This window comes from Limnothrix sp. HT2024, from assembly GCF_059138625.1.
Genome location: NZ_CM181121.1, coordinates 4,014,925 through 4,031,957, shown reverse-complemented (window position 1 = coordinate 4,031,957; position 17,033 = coordinate 4,014,925). Strand labels below are relative to the sequence as shown.

17 protein-coding genes are annotated in these 17,033 nt (G+C 56.1%); 5 read left to right on the top strand and 12 right to left on the bottom strand.

All coding sequences use genetic code 11. The annotated features are described in order from the left end of the window. Nucleotides 1-87: 87 nt before the first annotated feature. Nucleotides 88-573 (bottom strand): DUF2752 domain-containing protein, encoded by a 486-nt coding sequence (locus AC2IAX_RS16555; RefSeq protein WP_494388427.1) that lies wholly within the window; start codon nt 571-573, stop codon nt 88-90. 219 nt (nt 574-792) lie between these two features. On the opposite strand from AC2IAX_RS16555, the gene AC2IAX_RS16550 reads away from it, so the two are divergent. After that, complete coding sequence (locus tag AC2IAX_RS16550; protein WP_494388426.1) at nt 793-2,160, top strand: UDP-N-acetylmuramoyl-tripeptide--D-alanyl-D-alanine ligase; 1,368 nt, start codon at nt 793-795, stop codon at nt 2,158-2,160. A gap of 53 nt (nt 2,161-2,213) precedes the next feature. Here AC2IAX_RS16550 and AC2IAX_RS16545 read toward each other — a convergent pair whose 3' ends face one another. The 4 genes from AC2IAX_RS16545 to AC2IAX_RS16530 all read right to left on the bottom strand — a co-directional run bounded on the left by AC2IAX_RS16545 (nt 2,214) and on the right by AC2IAX_RS16530 (nt 6,985). Beyond that, complete coding sequence (locus tag AC2IAX_RS16545; protein WP_494388425.1) at nt 2,214-2,888, bottom strand: pentapeptide repeat-containing protein; 675 nt, start codon at nt 2,886-2,888, stop codon at nt 2,214-2,216. Nucleotides 2,889-2,934: 46 nt separating this feature from the next. Beyond that, nucleotides 2,935-4,257, bottom strand: a complete 1,323-nt coding sequence (locus tag AC2IAX_RS16540; protein ID WP_494388424.1) for a DICT sensory domain-containing protein — start codon at nt 4,255-4,257, stop codon at nt 2,935-2,937. 972 nt (nt 4,258-5,229) lie between these two features. Further along, nucleotides 5,230-5,961 carry a hypothetical protein gene (locus tag AC2IAX_RS16535; protein WP_494388423.1) on the bottom strand — a complete coding sequence of 244 codons (732 nt, stop codon included), beginning with the start codon at nt 5,959-5,961 and terminating at the stop codon, nt 5,230-5,232. A 799-nt stretch (nt 5,962-6,760) separates the two neighbouring features. Beyond that, entirely contained in the window at nt 6,761-6,985 is a 225-nt protein-coding gene (locus AC2IAX_RS16530; RefSeq protein WP_190526143.1) for a hypothetical protein, read from the bottom strand. Nucleotides 6,986-7,567: 582 nt separating this feature from the next. On the opposite strand from AC2IAX_RS16530, the gene AC2IAX_RS16525 reads away from it, so the two are divergent. After that, nucleotides 7,568-8,455, top strand: a complete 888-nt coding sequence (locus AC2IAX_RS16525; RefSeq protein ID WP_494388422.1) for a Tic22 family protein — start codon at nt 7,568-7,570, stop codon at nt 8,453-8,455. 145 nt (nt 8,456-8,600) lie between these two features. Next, on the top strand, nt 8,601-9,380 hold the full coding sequence (locus AC2IAX_RS16520) for a Tic22 family protein (protein WP_494388421.1): 780 nt from the start codon (nt 8,601-8,603) through the stop codon (nt 9,378-9,380). A 126-nt stretch (nt 9,381-9,506) separates the two neighbouring features. On the opposite strand, the gene petA is transcribed toward AC2IAX_RS16520, so the two are convergent. Both petA and petC read right to left on the bottom strand, forming a co-directional pair. Beyond that, nucleotides 9,507-10,469, bottom strand: a complete 963-nt coding sequence (gene petA, locus AC2IAX_RS16515; RefSeq protein ID WP_494388420.1) for a cytochrome f — start codon at nt 10,467-10,469, stop codon at nt 9,507-9,509. 52 nt (nt 10,470-10,521) lie between these two features. Continuing rightward, nucleotides 10,522-11,061, bottom strand: coding sequence for a cytochrome b6-f complex iron-sulfur subunit (gene petC / locus AC2IAX_RS16510; RefSeq protein ID WP_494388419.1), 540 nt, complete (start codon nt 11,059-11,061; stop codon nt 10,522-10,524). A 667-nt stretch (nt 11,062-11,728) separates the two neighbouring features. Here petC and AC2IAX_RS16505 point away from each other — a divergent pair. Next, nucleotides 11,729-12,046 (top strand): DUF3067 family protein, encoded by a 318-nt coding sequence (locus AC2IAX_RS16505; RefSeq protein WP_494388418.1) that lies wholly within the window; start codon nt 11,729-11,731, stop codon nt 12,044-12,046. On the opposite strand, the gene ubiE is transcribed toward AC2IAX_RS16505, so the two are convergent. The 4 genes from ubiE to AC2IAX_RS16485 form a co-directional block, all read right to left on the bottom strand. Continuing rightward, the gene (ubiE, locus tag AC2IAX_RS16500; RefSeq protein ID WP_494388417.1) at nt 12,043-12,744 is read right to left on the bottom strand and encodes a bifunctional demethylmenaquinone methyltransferase/2-methoxy-6-polyprenyl-1,4-benzoquinol methylase UbiE; all 702 of its coding nucleotides are present in this window, start codon (nt 12,742-12,744) and stop codon (nt 12,043-12,045) included. The two genes, AC2IAX_RS16505 and ubiE, sit on opposite strands and share 4 nt — an antisense overlap. A 267-nt stretch (nt 12,745-13,011) precedes the next feature. Beyond that, a complete protein-coding gene (locus AC2IAX_RS16495; RefSeq protein ID WP_494388416.1) occupies nt 13,012-13,851 on the bottom strand; it encodes a prephenate/arogenate dehydrogenase in 840 nt (279 codons plus the stop codon). A gap of 91 nt (nt 13,852-13,942) precedes the next feature. After that, nucleotides 13,943-14,113: a photosystem II assembly protein Psb34 gene (psb34, locus tag AC2IAX_RS16490; protein ID WP_143473129.1), complete on the bottom strand. Its 171-nt coding sequence runs from the start codon at nt 14,111-14,113 to the stop codon at nt 13,943-13,945. Nucleotides 14,114-14,199: 86 nt separating this feature from the next. Continuing rightward, nucleotides 14,200-15,060: a thiazole synthase gene (locus AC2IAX_RS16485; protein WP_494388415.1), complete on the bottom strand. Its 861-nt coding sequence runs from the start codon at nt 15,058-15,060 to the stop codon at nt 14,200-14,202. A gap of 396 nt (nt 15,061-15,456) precedes the next feature. On the opposite strand from AC2IAX_RS16485, the gene nblR reads away from it, so the two are divergent. Beyond that, nucleotides 15,457-16,176 (top strand): response regulator transcription factor NblR, encoded by a 720-nt coding sequence (gene nblR / locus AC2IAX_RS16480; protein ID WP_099534505.1) that lies wholly within the window; start codon nt 15,457-15,459, stop codon nt 16,174-16,176. 310 nt (nt 16,177-16,486) lie between these two features. On the opposite strand, the gene AC2IAX_RS16475 is transcribed toward nblR, so the two are convergent. Then, the gene (locus tag AC2IAX_RS16475) at nt 16,487-16,906 is read right to left on the bottom strand and encodes a peptidylprolyl isomerase (RefSeq protein ID WP_099534504.1); all 420 of its coding nucleotides are present in this window, start codon (nt 16,904-16,906) and stop codon (nt 16,487-16,489) included. Nucleotides 16,907-17,033 lie beyond the last annotated feature (127 nt).

Below are 17,033 nucleotides of genomic sequence, written 5' to 3'. Positions count from 1 at the left end.
GGCGATCGCTAAGAAAATCGCCAAATATCTATCGTACCAAATGGAACCACTTTGGGCGGAATCGTTTGCGGGAGTTGTGGCCGGGTGCTAACCGCCAAGCCACTGACCCAGGGGCGATCGGCTCCAGGCCAGGGCTGCCGCGCCGCTGCTCCACAGGCCATAGAGTCGGGCGCTGTACCAAACCAGCCCGAGAATCAGCAGCCCGCGCCCGATCGCCCGCCGAAGCGATCGCCCGATCGGCCAGACCAGTCGCCGTCGTGCCCGTAGTTCCACAGTCCATTGCAATCCCAGACCCAGTAAGACCCCAAACAACAGAGGGCCGAAGGGATGGTAGCCGATCGCCCCCGGCCAGTCCCCCCGGGCGATCGCCACGAACGATCGGGTCAAGCCGCAGCCGGGACAGGGTAACCCCGTCAACCAGTGAAAGGGACAGACCAGCGGTGAAGTTTGGTGACTGTGGGCCAGCCAGTGGGCCGCAACGATCGGGGAGGCCACCAGCGACAGGCCGATCAACCGATGCTGGCGATCGGCGGGGGCAAGGGGACGGTGAACCAACAGCGGTCGTTGCATCATCAAGCGAGGTTAATCAACAATCGGGTTTTCAGGAATCGGGTTTTCAAGAATTGGGTTCTCAGGAATTGGGTCGATCGCGATCGCCTATGGGCGCAGCTAGCGGAAAGAGTCCATGGCCAGCATCAACCCAACCAATCAGCCCAAGGTTTAGCAGCGGCTGATCCGGTGCGACGATATTAGGCGATAGCTTTCAGAGATCTTGAGCATAAGGGTAGGGTCATGGGCAACGGCTTAGGAACGATCGCGCCATTTTCTTTGCAGGAAGTGGCCCACATCACGGGAGCAACGATCCAGCACTTACCCGATCGCGCCTTGGCCCAGCCGATCGCCCAAATCAGCACCGATAGCCGTGCGATCGGCTCAGGGGAGCTGTTTGTGGCCCTGCGGGGGGCAAATTTTGACGGTCGGGCCTTTGTGCCGGGGGCGATCGCAGCGGGAGCCGTGGCGGCGATCGTTGAGGAGCCAATCGCGGAACCGTTGCCGCAACTGATTGTGCCCAATGCTCTGGCGGCCTATCAGGCCCTGGGACGGGCCTGGCGCGATCGGGCAGCCATCCCCGTCGTGGGCGTGACCGGTTCGGCGGGCAAAACCACCACCAAGGAACTGATCGCCGCTGTCCTGGGCACAGCGGGCCAAGTTCACAAAACCCACGCCAACTTCAACAACGAAATTGGCGTGCCCAAAACCCTTTTGCAAATCACCGGAGCGCATGATTTCGCCGTGGTGGAGTTGGCCATGCGCGGTCGGGGACAAATTGCCGAGCTAACCCAAATCACTCGCCCAACTGTGGGGTTGATCACCAACGTGGGCACGGCCCACATTGGATTGCTGGGGTCGGAGCAGGCGATCGCGGAGGCCAAGTGCGAACTGCTGACGGAAATGCCGATCGACAGTGTGGCGGTGTTGAATGCCGACTGTGCCCGGCTGATGGAGACAGCCAGCCGCCTCTGGCCGGGGGAAGTGATTGACTACGGCTTTGCCAACGGAACCTTTCGCGGTCAATTGCTGGATGCCCAAACCTTGCGCGTGGAAGGCAAAACCTTTCCCTTGCCGCTACCCGGTCGCCACAATGCCCTCAATTTTCTGGGTGCTTTGGCCGTGGCCAAAGTGTTGGGAGTGGATTGGGAGCCGATCGCAGCGGGATTGGTGGTGGAATTACCCGATGGGCGGGCCCGTCGCCACGATTTACCCAATGGGGTGACCCTGTTGGATGAAACCTACAACGCTGGTTTGGAATCGATGACAGCGGCTCTGTACCTGTTGGCGGAAACACCGGGGCAGCGGCGGTTAGCGGTTTTGGGAACCATGAAGGAATTGGGCGATCGCGCTCCCGAGTTTCATCAACAGGTGGGCGAGTTGGCCCGAGACTTACGCCTAGAGGGCCTGTTGATTTTGGCTGATGACCCCACGGCCTTGCATATCGCGGCGGGGGCCGAGGGCATTCCCTGCGAAACCTTCACCACCCATGAGGCGCTGATCGATCGCCTGCAAGGGGAGTTGCGATCGGGCGATGTGTGGCTCCTGAAGGCTTCCCGATCGGTTGGCCTCGATCGCGTGGTGCGGGCCCTACTGGCTCCGGATCGCTAAGCTCCAGCTAGCTGAATCAGACCGGCCAAGGGTAAAGGGCAAAATCCACAGGACTAGGGCTTCGGGGGTTCCAAGCGCAGATCCAGGGCGATCGCCCCTCGCTGGCTCACCCCCGCCACACGAGCTTCTAACCAGTTGGCACAAAGACCATAGGCATTGGTAAAATCAGCCCCCGCCAAGTTAGCCCCCTGGCCGTTCACCTCTTCCAAATTGGCTCCGGTTAAGCTGGCTCCGGCCAAATCGGCCTGGCTTAAATCCGCCCCCTGCAATTGGGCTTGGCTCAGGTTGGCTCCCCGCAAATCCGCGCCCCGCAAATCCGCGCCCCGCAGATTGGCTCCGGCGAGGTTGGCCCCGCTCAGAACCGCCCCGATCGCCATGGCCCGAGTCAGGTTCGCCCCCATCAGGATGGCTCCCCGAAAATTAGCCCCCCGCAGATCCGCTTCCGCAAAATCCGCCTGGGTTAAATTAGCCCCCACCCAAATTCCCCGGGCGATCGCCCCAGTGGCTTGCAGTCCCACCCCATTCACACCCGAGAGCACCGCCCGGTTTAAGCAGGCGTGGCGCAGATCTGCCCCGGTCAAAATGGCTCCCACCAACCGACTTTGGCTCAGATCCGCCCTGGATAGCTGGGCCTCTTCCAAGTCCGCACCCGTCAGATCCCGATCGGCTAACTGCAAAAGCTGACCATCGCGAATGGCATCCAAATCAAGCGGGAAAAGACTAGTCATAGCACCGGTCAACCTGAAAGTGATGGAGTTGAGGAGGGAGCATCATTTAGGCGATCGCCCCCTCGTCCAATAGCCAGAGGCCCGAGGAAGCTCGCAGCGACATCTGTGGCAATTCCCAGCCCTGTTGCAATCCCTGAGCCAATAGGGTCAAAGCTTCCAGCAGCTTTGGATCCCAGCGCCCTGACTGATCGCGGTAGTGCTGCAAAATTTCGTCCGGCTGCTCACCGCGCGATCGACGGTGCTGGAAGTCGGCACAAAGGGCCACCACTCGCGACTCCAGCGGAATGGCATCCCCCGCCAAACCCGAAGGCTGCCCGGAGCCGTCCCAATGCTCCGTCAGATGGTTCAGGATGTGGGCGATCGGGCGCAAGCGCGGCATCACTCGCAACACCTGCACCGCACTGAGATCGCAACAATCGGCGGATGGGTCAGCCAGCCCTTCACGCCAAACGGCGGGCCAACGGCCCAAGCGATGGAGCGCGGCGGCCAACCGCATTCGCTTGAGTTGGGCCGCTGGCAAATCCAGCAGTTGCCCGATCGCCTCCGTCAGCGCCGCCACCGCCGCCGCCGATCCGGAACTTTGCCCATCGGACAACTCCAACAGTTCCGCTAATCGCAAAAATGCCTGTAATTCATTGGAAACCAGGTTTTGATCCAGCGGGGCCCCCACTGCAAAGCCCAATTGCCCCGGTTGCAATTCCGGGTGGCGATGTTGATGGGTGGCTTGCAAGTAGTTCACCACTTGCTGGGTGATGGTTAACCAGTCTTCTCCTGGGGCCGTGGCCTGCGCTTGGGCCACCGCTGCCAATTGCCGTTGGAGCTGTTCCGCCAGGGCTGGTTGATAGCGAGCCACCCGTTCCACCAGCAAGGCCGCACCGCGATCGACCCACTGGGGCACAAAAGTCCACAAACCATAGAACTTGCGCTCTAAGTCCGATTGGGGCGGCCCTTCGGGGCCATAGTCCACCGCCGTCAATTCCTGACAAAGCACCATGGCACAGTAGGACGGCGACACGATGGTTAAGTGCCATTCTTGGGCGACCGGATCCGTGGGACTGAGGGGCACGATCGCCACGTTTGATCGCTGGCTGGTGGAATGCTCCGTAAACCCCGCGTCCGGCGCAGCCAAAATCACAATTTGGCGCGATCGATCCGCCAACTGCCCATAGCGATCGGCCTCTTGCAAATACCACTTACCCAGTTGAAATGCCGCCAGCACCACCGGCCGGCCCTGGGATTGGGCGATCGCATCTTCCAAGGCATGGCACAGGGCCACGAGCGTATTTTTGTAATAAACCCCCAAGTGGAGCGTTGCCCCTTCCACTCGGGCCAAATCCGTTAATTGCTTCAGAATCGATTCAGGTAACACAAGCGATTAACTACAAGCGAGGGATGAGGGCGATCGAAATTGGGGCGATCGGGCAATGGCGGCATTACCAGCCCAACAGTCCTTCATTCTCGCCTATTTCCAGGCCCCGGCTTGCGGCCAACCGCAAAGAACCATCATCAGCCCATTGCCATCTTGACCTCATCATCATCAGCATTTTCGCCCAACGGCAGCGATCTCCGCGTTCGATCGCCCGCCAGACTTTTGCAACTTTTTTAAAGATTTGATGAAGACGGTAGCCAAAAACTTGTCGAATCCCCTGCTCCTAGGGAATAATCAGGACAGCAACTCAGGCGAGAGAACACAGATGCTGACGCTCTCTTGAGTTTGTTTCCGCTCTTACTCTCGTCTTGAATGGCTGACGAGCAACCGAAAGTTGCGTTCGCAGTCCTAGCTCAGACTTACCTAAAACCTTGACCGTTAAGGCAGGTCAGCGCAGGGATTTACCAAGTAAGGCTTGATGGGTTACGGGGGTAGCTCACTGGCCGGTGGTTCCGCAAAGGCCCGATTTGACAAAGATTTCGATAAAAAAATCGGAATCGCGAGGGGGGAAGGCGACTCCGAATTCGTCTACGTCTTTTGGGAGGAAAACTTGAGGGCTACTTGAACGTGGCCCTTTGGCTTTCGCTCTAGTTGGATATTAGCATTTCACGCAGCAAAAGTTTAGTCTTCTTGTAGAATTTTTACCAATTCTGGATGAGGTACGGGCTAAACAGCCTCCCAATCACTGAAATTGTGGCTTTACAGCCTGAAAATTGGAGCCGCCAGCCAGGAAGCGCGATCCGGCTCGGTGATCCGGAGCAGAGCGTTGAAACAAGTCCTTGGACGCAAATCGGAGATGGTGCGGGGGTGTGATAAGACACACCCAGCCCCTTACCCCCACGATGGTTGGTAATTGGCGAGTGTCTCAGGATGCTTTTGGGTATCTCCTCAGCTCAGCATTGGCGATTCAGCTTAGGGAGCCGGTGACCCTTGGGGCGTGGGCACTGAGGTAGTGCTCAAGACTTTTTGGGTTTTTAGATCCAACTCTGCCACATTCAACACTTGGTCACGGGTGTAAAACACCGAAAAGCGCTGATCTTTCACCCCCGATGCGCCGTGAAACTCATCCACATTCTCGATGAGCAGTGCAAAGCGTTCACCATTGGCATCGGAAACCGCCAGTGTTTTGCGATCTTTCTCGGTCAGGCGGCGATCCTGGTTGCTGTCGGTTGTAATGACTAGATAAACGAACCCAACCGGCGTTGTGACTGGAGGATCCGTGGGCTTGGCAGGAGCGACTAAAAGTTTTTCATCTATCAAAATCAGTCCCCGATCGGGCGGTTTGAGCCAATAGGTTTGACGGGTCAGCTCGTTAAAAAAGAGATAGTTCTGTAGGGAATCTGCTTCTTTGGAATAGGAGGAGCTGCCGAATCCACGGCTTTGGTCATAATCCTGGGTTAGGTGCAGCGGTGCGCGTAAGGTGTTGGTTCCCTCGATTCGCGCAAAATTTCCCAATCGGGTTCGGGTCGCCATCGATTGGCTTTGGTCAATGTTCATGACTTGTGCAGCCGGGCGTGATCGCGCGTCGTAGGCCAGCATTGAGATCAAGGCCAACCCCATTAAGCCCAAAGAGAGCAGACCACCCAACAGAATAATGACCGCATTTACACGCCAGATTTGGACAAAAATTTGCCGAAGTTTCATAGGAAATAGAAGCAAGGTTTAAAGTCAGCCGATCGAGTCAGCGCCGAGCCAACATCCAGGCGAGGGCGAGCTAGGGATTAAGCTAGCCAAGGCCCTCAACCCAGATTTTATAGATAATCAGGATCTGCCAGATTCAATCATCGGCCACTTTTTCGCATCATCGATCGTCAATGATGGTCAGTTCATGGCCAATTAATGACTCATACAATGATCATGATTTGCCAAGCTTTAGGTGCAACTCTCTGCCTAGGACTCAACCCGTGAAACCCATTCGATCCTCAAAATAGGTTTTTGCTGCTCAACATTGCAGAAGACAGGTATAAAAAAATCCCCCAAGGGAGGATTCTGTCACAACAGGTCAGTCAAGGTTCTAGAGCATTCATGCAATCTGAGGGGTCGCATGGTGCTATGCCGTGGAAAGGTCAAATGATGGGAAAACGATGGTCAGAAGCTTCGGCAACTGACTCATTGGCTTTCGAGTAGCCTCAAACCATACACCTGAATTTCGCCCATGATCGTGGTTGGGAGGTTAGACAGTATTGCTATGATGCAGGCTTGATCGATCCCAATGAGGCAGTTGCCCTGGATCATCTCAACTCGTCACCACAATTCAAACAACCAGAGGCAAGAAATCGCTAAGCCTGCGCTAAATTAACCTTCAGCCAACCCTAAACCAACGCTGAACCAGTGACGAAAAGACTCGATCGACTGAGATCATCTTTGTCTCTGGATTGATCAAATATTGTTGGTCTATGGTTGGTCAGTTTTGCCAGTTAGGTTGTCTAATTTAGCCACGCCTTTAGCCACGACGTTCATCACCACGGCGCGGGGGATCTTGATTGCTAACCGCGCGGGCCACGACCAAGAGGGCTTGGGATGAGTCTTGATCGTGAGCAGAGGTTGCCTGAGCGACCAACGGGGCAGCGTTTTGGATCACGCCTGCCGCTGTGATGGTCACAACCCCAGTGGCGATCGCTGCACCTACGCGGGCAAACAGGGACGGCTTGGTAGGGGAAATGTGCATTTGAGTCATACAACCTCGCGCAATATTGAGAGTCTCTAGTCCTTCTTTCGGTTGACCTTTCACATTTCGGGAAAACTGCAACCGATCGCTCTAAAACTGACAATAGAAGGCCTCAAAACCAGCACGAGGATTGACATTTTCACTTTCGCAACTGAGCTTCAGACTTTGATTGATCCGGATCAGTTCATAAATTGACCTTGGGCACAGTAATGTTGCTATCTCAAGGGTTTGGAACTTTTCAGCCGCTCCGCAAGGGATGGTGCTAGGCGGGGCAATTTAGAAACTGGCACGAAGACTTCACGAAATTTTTAAAAATCTTCAGCTTTAACAAGAGGTCGTATTATGAGATGGCAATTCCATCGAGACTCCAAGCCCGATCGCCCCGAACAGGCTGACACTGGCGCGTAAACGTTTTTCATCACCAGACGCTCTGGCACTGTTGAGGGTGAAAGCGTACAAACGACAGCGTTAAATCACTATCGACTTGGGATCGACTCGTTTGGGTATCTAACTCGCTTCATATAGACAGCCAGCCAGTGCATTCACCCGGGCTGTCGCTTTCCGAGACTCAGGAGGCTTTTCGTGAAATCGTTGTTTTCTCGCGCTTCAGCCGCAACCCTGGCCGCCGTGAGCGCGGTGCTGGGATCGATGGTCTGTTTCCCGTCGATCGTGCAGGCCCTGAGCACCGATGAAATTGTGCGGCGCTTGGATGTGGTGCCGTTGTTTTCCGTCACCCAAGAAAATGGCCAGCCCATTTTGGTGTTCCCCAAGCAACAGGGCCAACCGGCCGCCGAACCCAAACCGGCTGATGGCGCAATTTTGCACTTTGTGGATCCAGAGGATGTGCGGGCCTTTGCGAATCGTGTTCAAAGCGAAGCGCCGCCTGAATCCCGCAAAGTTAGCTTGGCTCTGTTGACCCTGGGCCAGTTCTATCGGATGTGGACTGAGGCTCAAAATAAGCCGGAAATGCCCGACTTGGTGGTCACTCCCAGCAAGGAAGATGTGGAAGCGGCGATCGCGATTTTGAAGCAACAGGGCCAGTCCGTTGAGCAATTTGCGGGCATTCCGCTGTTTTATGCCGTGGATCCCCAGGCGGAGGATGCGCCTCTGACGCTGCGGGCGGATAATCGCGAAGTGGTGCCGTTTTTCTTCAGCAAACGGGACTTGCAAGCGATGCTGGATGATTACAAACAGCGTCAACCGGACATCATCAACCGGGCCCAACTGCGGGTCTTTACGCTGGATGGACTGATTGAGGAGCTGAAAAAGGCCACGGATCCTAACTCGTTGGTGGGCAGTGTGCGCTTGATTCCGTCCTCTTCGGCAGCAGCGTTCTATATGCGGGCCATGCGATCGAACCAACCCGGCCAGCCCAATGGTCAGGGCGCTGGGCAGTCGGGTGCTCGTCCCGCCACTCCGGCTCCCGCGAGCGGGGCTGCTGGGTTGGGAGGACAACCGGCTAATCGCTAATCACACCCGTTAAATGGTGTGCAAAACCGACCGGGGCAATTAGCGCACTGGTCGGTTTTGATTTTGGAAAGTGGGTTAGCTCCTAGACTGGTTTGGGAATCGCCTTGGGCATGGAACCGGGCGCATGAACGGTTTGATCAACAGGATGGAATGGACGATGGTGAGTTTGGGATTGCGAGAGCGTTGGCAATCAGTGCGATCGAACTGGCGGCAACTGGCCGGAGGCTGGGCGATCGGCTCCCTGGCTTGGTTGGCAGCGATCGGCCCCTTGGCAGCGCTGCCCCCCGAGGAAATTGCCCGCAAATTAGAAGCCGTGCCGGTTTTCGCCCTCACCGATGCCCAAGGTACGCCCGCCCTGATTGATGTGGGAAATGCCGATGGTCAGCGCACAACGGTGGCTCGGATGTTTTTGAACCCACAAGATGCCCAAGAGTGGCTGAAGCGGCTGCAAGCGGGAGCAGTGAGTTCATCCAGTGAATTACGGGTCAATGCCATTCCCCTTTCGGCAATCTATGAGCTATTGCAGAAACCATCCACCGAATATCAATTACAACTAATCCCTGATTTGGAAGAGGTGAAATTAGCCCGAGAACTGTTGGCATTAAATCAACAACCACCGGAAAAATTGCAGGGAATTCCACTCTTTTTGGTCACCGCGAGCGATGGGTCAGCCCCCACCTATGTCACGGTCGATCGGGATGGGACAGAAGAAATTCGTTTTTATATGGATCGCGCCCAAGCGGAATTGGTAGCCAAAACCTTCGCGGAACAAAACCCCGAACTAGCCGCCACCGTTCAAATTCAGGTGGTGGATTTTGATGAGTTTCTTTCGGTTCTTTCGGAACGGGAAGATGAGTGGCTATCGCGGGTGCGGATTATCCCTTCCCAAACTGCTCAGGCATTTTTTGAAACCATGGGCAATTAGGCTGTTTTTGAAAGCCACATCAATCTTGAACTGTTGATTAACCCCAAAACAAAGCCCCCACTCATGAACTGAGCAGGGGCTTTGCGATCGGGCAATGAAGGCACGAAGGAACCTAGGCAGCAGATCCTAGAAGTTCATTTCGGCGGCTTGCACCTTTTCTACTTGCTTCTTCTTCAGAACCAGCAGGATTTGGGTGATCATCACCGCCACAAACAACGCCAGCAGACCCAGAACGCGGTTGGGATCTTGCAGCACAATTTCCGTATCCATTTGGCCAAAGCCACCCACGTTCGGATCGTTGGTGATCGCTTGACCCGCCGTCACCACATCGCCTTCCTTGACGATCGGTTGGGGGCCAGCAGGGATCGCATCTTCCACCGTCGAGCCATCTTCCTTGATGATGGTCACAAGGTAGCCACCATCATCGGTCTTGCCGATCGCGCCGATCGTGCCAGCGGCCGAAGCGTTAAAGACCGTGTTGTTGCTCTTGTCGCCCGTGGGGTAAACCTGACCGCGGCCGCGGTTGCCACCCACATGCACGGCGTACTTACCGAACTTGATCGCCTTGTCCTCAGCGGGGTTGGGCGACAGCACGGGGAATACGATTTCTTGGTATTGATCGCCGGGCAGCGGGCCCACAATCACCACGTTATCTTGACCTTCCGCGTAGGACTGGTAGAACAGGCCTTCGGTCTTTTCCTTCAGTTCTTCGGGAATCCGGTCTTCGGGCGCAATCTTGAAGCCATCGGGCAGCATCAACACCGCACCCACGTTCAGGGGTCCGGGTTCACCGGTACCGGTGACTTGTTGCACGCTGGTATCGTAGGGAATCTTCACCACGGCTTCAAACACGGTGTCGGGCAGTACCGATTGGGGCACTTCCACGATCGTTTCTTTCTTAGCCAGGTGGCAGTTAGCGCAAACAATCCGGCCGGTCGCTTCCCGGGGGGTTGCCGGAGCCACTTGCTGGGCCCAGAACGGATAGGCCATGGCAGCCTGGGGAGCTACGAAGTCGCCACCGATCAACAGGGCGATCGCGGCGATCGCGGCGATCGCACCGCGAGTCAAAACCTTGAAAGCAGTCTTCATGAGTTGTCTAAAAAGTACGGTCAGCCGCAATATTGATGAGCAATTGTAGAAATTACGACCACCAGGGTTCTTCGCCGGTGCGGAAGTCGGTTTCCGGCCAGGGGCTGAGGCTCACGTTGTCGTCATCAACCGACACGTGGGCCAAGGCGAGGGACAGGGGCGCGGGGCCGCGAACCACTTTGCCTTCGTTGTTGTATTGCGAGCCGTGGCAAGGGCAAATAAATTTACTGGCGCTGGCGTTCCAGGGCACGACGCAACCGAGGTGGGTGCAAACGGCGTTCAAACCGTAATCGGCGATCGCTTCTTTGCTGTTCACGATTAGGTAGGTGGGGTCGCCCTTGAGGCCTTGGACCAACACCCGATCGCCCACATTGTGCTCAGCCAGGAACGAGCTGAGTTTGACGCTGTTGCCCAGAGCATCCTTAGCCGCTACGCCGCCACCAGTACCACCGGTCGAAGGGGGAATGAAGTAGCGCACAACGGGGTACAACGCGCCCAGGGCGATACCCGTTGCCGAGCCAAAGGTCAGAAAATTCATGAACTGGCGGCGACCCATGCTGGGTACGTCCGCAGGGCTGGAAGCTTGAGCCATAATGCCTACTCGCGTGCCTTCTCTTGGGGGTTCTATAACGAATCTTAAAGATTGTATGACTGCAAGGGTGGGGTTTGAACGGGCCAAACAAAGCCACCGCAATTGCTAGGGTATTATTGCATCTCTCGGGCCAGGTGATCGCGTTGCTGAGGGGCGATCGGGCGGTCGTAACAGATCCGTATAAAACTTCATATTGCGTTACAAATAATTACTACTCATCTCCTTCAACAAGGGGCTGAGAACCTGTCATCGAATCGTCTAAAACCCTGATTCCACCGTTACGATCTCGTGGGGGACAAGGGGCTGAGAGCCTGTCATTGAATCGTCTAAAACCCTGACTCCACCGTTACGATCTCGTGGGGGACAAGGGGCTGAGAGCCTGTCATTGAATCGTCTAAAACCCTGACTCCACCGTTACGATCTCGTGGGGGACAAGGGGCTGAGAGCCTGTCATCGAATCGTCTAAAACCCTGATTCCACCGTTACGATCTCGTGGGGGACAAGGGGCTTAAGCCCCTTGTTGCGACGATTGGGGCACGGAAAATTAACCGTTTCAGCCTCGCATCGAGAAATGACGACAGTCCCTAAAGCCCCTTGTTGTCCTGGGGCCGGTTTCAAACCGACCCAAACCCCGCCACACCCTTTATCACCATCACTCGATCGCGCCATGACTGGTCAGGACTTACACCAATGGATTGTGGACAAGTGGGGCTTTTCCTACGATGTGCAAGTCCGCAAAATCAAAGACAAAATTTTTGTGCAGGTGATGTGGCGCTACCTAGAGCAAGTGTCGTTTCCGATGACGGAAGCGGAATATTTTGAGCATCTGTCTACGGTGGCCACCTACATCCAAGGCTGGGGCGCGGCGGAGCAGGTGCGATCGTTTATTCAAAACACCAAAAACCGACCCCGACAAGGCAAGGCCGTGAGCATCCCGATCGACCTGGGCGATCGGGCCTCGGAATGGTTGTTGGATATGCCCTAGGGCTTGGTCGCCACCAACACGCCCATCAAGCCGCCCACCAAGGGATAGTGCCGCACGGATTGGAAGCCGATCGCCTGGGCCCGTTTTACCTGCTCGCGCCCCACGGGAAACCGCTGCAAACTGGGCAGGATGTATTCATATTCAGCCGTTGCGCCAAACTGCTGGGCGACGGGAACCACCAGCCGATCGAGATAAAGTTGCTGAAATTGCTGGGCGATCGCGCTGTCGGGCCGATGGAAATCCAAGGCCGCCAAGGTCGCTCCGGGTTTCAAGACGCGATAAAGCTCCCGGAGCGCTTGGTCAAAATCGGTCACGTTCCGCAGGCCATAGCCCACCGTAGCGCAGTCAAATTCCCGATCAGCAAAGGGCAAATTCAGCGCATCCGCTTCCACCCAGGCGATCGGGGCCAAAGACCGCAACCCTTGGGGCCGATCGCGTGCCCGATCGAGCATTTGCGCCGAAAAGTCCGCCCCCACCACCTGACCGTCGGGGCCCACCGCTGCCGCCAACCGTAGGGCCAAATCCCCACTGCCACAGCAAAGATCCAACGCGCGATCGCCCGGTTTTGCGCCGCTCCATTTCACGGTCATCTGTTTCCAAACCCGATGCAGCCCGAAGCTCAACCAATCGTTGAGATCGTCATAAACGGGTGCAATTCGGTTAAAGATGCCTTGGACGCGATCGGCGGAAGAAGTCATGAGAACCCGAAAAATCCAAAAATTATGGTTGTCTTGAATCGTTTTAAAAAAAGGGAAATCAACCCCCCAATTCCCGTAGGGGCGCACCGATGTGCGCCCTCGATCGATTAAGCCATTCAGCAATCAAGTCCGCCGATTGAAGGTGTTGGAATCGATTGATCGATCAATCAATGCCGCAATGACCGAGGGCGCAAGCGTTGCGCCCCTACCAGATTGAATTGAATTGATCGAGGGCGCAAGCGTTGCGCCCCTACCAAAGCGACTTGCTTAATCGACGAAGGCCGATCGCGCCTGTTGGGTTTGTTCATAGCAGGCTTGCAGCGCGGCCCAATCCTGTTGATCGATCGCCCCAATGATTTGATCCAACTGATCACGATAGCGCTGGAGCGATCGCAGCAATTCCGGCCGGTTGAATTGGGCCATCATCACCCCTAACTCCGGATTGCCGCCGCCAACCCGACTAGTATCCCGAAATCCGGAACTGGCCAGGGATTGAGCCAGGGCAAGAGTTTCGGGGTCTGGCTCCGCTCCGCAGGCCGCAATCAGGCTGGCGCTAATCGCCACGGGCAAATGGGAAATCCAAGCCACGGCCCGATCGTGCTGTTCCGGGGTGCAGCGGTACAGGGTCGATCGCAAATCTTGGGCGATCGCGGTGACCCGGGCGATCGCTTCGGCCGGGGTGCGATCGGTGGGCGTAATCGCAAAGGGACGACCCACAAACAAGTCCGGCAGGGCCGCTTCGATGCCGCTGTCCGCCGTGCCCGCCATCGGATGGGCCCCGACAAAGTTCGGCCAAAGGGGTTCGATCGCTTGGACAATCGCCTGTTTCACCGACCCCACATCGGTCAACACCGTACTGGGGCTGAAGTGGGGAATCAGTTGGCGCACCGTGGGTTCGATCGCCCCGATCGGCGTACATAAAATCACCAGATCAGCATCGGCCAGCAGCGACAGTTCACAGCCCGCCCGATCGGCAATGCCCAGCTCGATCGCCCGATCGGCCGTTTCCGGTCGTCGCGCCACCCCAAAAATTTCGTGACCCAAAGGCCGCAAGGCCAAGCCCAGCGACCCACCAATCAACCCCAAGCCAATCACACCAACCTTCATAGGTCTCCAGTCCCAAAACAATGGGGCACGGCACAGCCGCACCCCAACCCCACAGCAGTCTTAATAATCCAAATAATCCGATGGCTGGCCCCTAGGAAACCACGAAGGCGATCGCCATCACCCCGAGCACCAATCCCAGGCCCAGAGCGCCCAAAACCACATAGTTCCGCTTTTCCGTTGAAGAGGGCGTGTCAGCGGTATACATCTTTGGCTCTTTGGCAAAATTATTCAGGCGGCCGCCATCTTCCGTGGTGTAAGGCATTTGTTACAGTCCTTTGCAATTGTTAGCAACACAGCATTAATTCGCCACTGTAACAAACATCGACCGGCCCCGGTCAAGGGTCGTCCCTAGCCGGTGGTCACCAACCCGGTCAGGGGCGAGCTGGCGCTGGCCAATCCCTTCACCGGAATCCGCCCGGCCAGGTAGCCCAACCGACCGGCCGCCGTACCCAGGGCCATGGCGCGGGCCATGGCGGCGGGGTTTTGGGCCTGGGCGATCGCCGTGTTGATCAACACGGCCGAAGCGCCTAGCTCCATCGCCTGGGTGGCTTCGCTGGGCGTGCCGATCCCCGCATCCACCACCACGGGAACCTTGGCGTTTTCCACAATGATTTGAATATTGGCGGCGTTTTTCAGGCCCTGACCCGAGCCGATCGGGGAACCCAAAGGCATCACCGTGGCGCAGCCGGCCTCTTCCAAATGCTTGGCCAAGAGTGGGTCGGCGTTGATGTAGGGCAGCACGGCAAAGCCTTCTTTCACCAACTGTTCGGCGGCCCGCAAGGTTTCGATCGGGTCGGGCAGCAGGTATTTCAAATCGGGAATCACTTCCAGCTTCACGAAGTTGTTGTCCTCCTGGCCCAGTAGCTTGGCCATCTCGCGCCCCAGCCGCGCCACCCGAATCGCCTCATCGGCCGTTTGACAACCGGCCGTGTTGGGCAGCATCCAAATTTTTGACCAGTCGATCGCCTCGGCCAAGCCTTCATGGCCCGGGGCCTGGGTTTGCACCCGGCGCACAGCCACGGTCACAATTTCGCAGTCACTCGCGGCAATGCAGGCCTGCATTTGTTCGATGCTGCGATATTTACCCGTGCCGGTCATCAGGCGCGATCGAAAGGTGCGACCGGCGATCGTCAGGGGCAAATCAGACACCAAATCCGTGGGGATCCAATCTTGGGCCGCAAGCGTCGGTGCGTTGGAAATCTGCGTCATGGAAAATCCTGGCTGGAAATAAGCTGAGAGGGCGAACCCTTATTGTCTAACCAGTCGGACGCTCAAGGGGGTGGGATTTTGCGATCGGCTGGGGGCAGTTCTCGCGATCGTTGCGATCGTCCTGCGCCATCTCTTTGAGTCCCTTGGGCGCTGAAGTTGCACGAAAACCGGAGTACGATCGAATTGCGCTGGATTTGTTTTGCTGGATTCTTAACTTCAGCGAACCATCGGCCAATGATGAGCAGAGTTTGGATGCTGCTTGATCCAGAAATTGATCATCAATTGCCCTTCATATGGTTATTTTTGGAGTTTAAATTATCTTTGCTTTGGTCTTGTTTGCTTTGATCTGGACTGATTGGATTTTGACTGATTGTTGCTGTTTTCTTGTCGCGTCCTATGGCCGGAACTGAATCCTCGATCGCCCCACCCACTAGCACGCTCAACGCTCCGATCTTGCTCGTGGAAAGTGATGATTCGATCCTCGATCGGGCCATGACGGATCTCAAAAACGCCGGGTATGCCGTCGCCACGGCCAAGGATGCCCAAGCCGGTTTGACCTATGCGCGAGACTTACCCGTCTCCCTGATCGTGGTCGATCGGCTGCTGGTGCCTGGTGAATCGGGGCTGTGGCTATGTAATCAACTGCGCGAGCTGGGGAACGTGGCCCCCGTGTTGCTGATCATGGCCCGCGATGAAGTGGAAGACCGGGCCGCTTGCCTGGAAGCCGGGGCCGATGACTATTTGCTCAAACCCTACCGCAGTGAAAAATTACTGGAATTGGTGCGGCTGTACCTACGCCCCACGGAAACGGGCACACCCCTGCTGCACTTTGCCGATTTGGCCTTGGATCTCGATCGCCGTACTGCTATTCGCAATGGCCACACGATCGCCCTAACCATGAAGGAATTTGAGCTGTTGCGCTACTTGATGGAAAACCCGCGCGAAGTGCTCACCCGCGAGCAAATTCTCGAAAACGTTTGGGGTTACGACTTCATGGGCGAATCAAACATCATCGAAGTCTATGTGCGCTATTTGCGTCTAAAACTCGAAGACGAAAGCCAAAAACGCCTGATCCAAACCGTGCGTGGCGTGGGCTATGTGCTCCGAGAAACCTAGGCGATCGCCCATCTAGCCTGATTCAACAAAGTAATCCTCAGCAAACACCATTCCATAAAAGCAATCCAACAAATACCACTGAGCAGGAGACCCAAAAGCTCACCCACAATTCAGAACCGATCCAGAAAAGACAAGGGGCTTAAGCCCCTTGCTCCCGGCGCAATTAGAATCACCACAAATTCAGCCAACCCTCAACAGAAATATAAAAAACAAGGGGCTTAAGCCCCTTGCCTTCGCAATTTTGTAACACCAGAATCAAGGGTTTAGGACTCTAATTTGGAATCCTGGTTTTTGATTCTGAAGCTAGAGCCTAGTGCTCAATTTTCACAGACAGAATCTTGTCATTGGCACGGATTGCATTCACCACATCCATGTCCTCCGTGCGACCAAACACCGTATGCACACCGTCCAAGTGCGATTGGGGCGAATGGCAAATGAAGAATTGGCTACCACCCGTGTCGCGACCGGCATGGGCCATCGACAGGCTTCCCGCCATGTGCTTGTTTGAATTAATTTCGCACTTGATCGTGTAGCCCGGGCCGCCGCGACCATCACCATTGGGACAGCCACCTTGGATCACAAAATTGGGGATTACGCGGTGGAAGGTCAGACCATCGTAAAAGCCCTTTTCCGACAGATCCACGAAGTTTTTCACCGTGTTGGGAGCATCATTATCGAACAGCTCGATATGAATCGTGCCCTTGGCGGTTTCCATAATGGCGCGCGTCATGCGGTTGCCCCTTGTGTAGTCAGTTGAGATTGTTAGGTTGAATCCCTGGTGACGCGATGCTGGAAATGGGCAATCACAACGAGGTAACCCACAGTCCGCAACTGTCGCCAAAGAATGCTGTCTGAGT

Excerpts from the sequence above, each read along its gene's own strand:
- AC2IAX_RS16555 (WP_494388427.1), bottom strand. The coding sequence starts at position 573 with ATGATGCAACGACCGCTGTTGGTTCACCGTCCCCTTGCCCCCGCCGAT.
- AC2IAX_RS16550 (WP_494388426.1), top strand. The coding sequence starts at position 793 with ATGGGCAACGGCTTAGGAACGATCGCGCCATTTTCTTTGCAGGAAGTG.
- AC2IAX_RS16545 (WP_494388425.1), bottom strand. The coding sequence starts at position 2,888 with ATGACTAGTCTTTTCCCGCTTGATTTGGATGCCATTCGCGATGGTCAG.
- AC2IAX_RS16535 (WP_494388423.1), bottom strand. The coding sequence starts at position 5,961 with ATGAAACTTCGGCAAATTTTTGTCCAAATCTGGCGTGTAAATGCGGTC.
- AC2IAX_RS16530 (WP_190526143.1), bottom strand. The coding sequence starts at position 6,985 with ATGCACATTTCCCCTACCAAGCCGTCCCTGTTTGCCCGCGTAGGTGCA.
- AC2IAX_RS16520 (WP_494388421.1), top strand. The coding sequence starts at position 8,601 with ATGGAATGGACGATGGTGAGTTTGGGATTGCGAGAGCGTTGGCAATCA.
- petA (WP_494388420.1), bottom strand. The coding sequence starts at position 10,469 with ATGAAGACTGCTTTCAAGGTTTTGACTCGCGGTGCGATCGCCGCGATC.
- petC (WP_494388419.1), bottom strand. The coding sequence starts at position 11,061 with ATGGCTCAAGCTTCCAGCCCTGCGGACGTACCCAGCATGGGTCGCCGC.
- AC2IAX_RS16505 (WP_494388418.1), top strand. The coding sequence starts at position 11,729 with ATGACTGGTCAGGACTTACACCAATGGATTGTGGACAAGTGGGGCTTT.
- ubiE (WP_494388417.1), bottom strand. The coding sequence starts at position 12,744 with ATGACTTCTTCCGCCGATCGCGTCCAAGGCATCTTTAACCGAATTGCA.
- AC2IAX_RS16495 (WP_494388416.1), bottom strand. The coding sequence starts at position 13,851 with ATGAAGGTTGGTGTGATTGGCTTGGGGTTGATTGGTGGGTCGCTGGGC.
- psb34 (WP_143473129.1), bottom strand. The coding sequence starts at position 14,113 with ATGCCTTACACCACGGAAGATGGCGGCCGCCTGAATAATTTTGCCAAA.
- AC2IAX_RS16485 (WP_494388415.1), bottom strand. The coding sequence starts at position 15,060 with ATGACGCAGATTTCCAACGCACCGACGCTTGCGGCCCAAGATTGGATC.
- nblR (WP_099534505.1), top strand. The coding sequence starts at position 15,457 with ATGGCCGGAACTGAATCCTCGATCGCCCCACCCACTAGCACGCTCAAC.
- AC2IAX_RS16475 (WP_099534504.1), bottom strand. The coding sequence starts at position 16,906 with ATGACGCGCGCCATTATGGAAACCGCCAAGGGCACGATTCATATCGAG.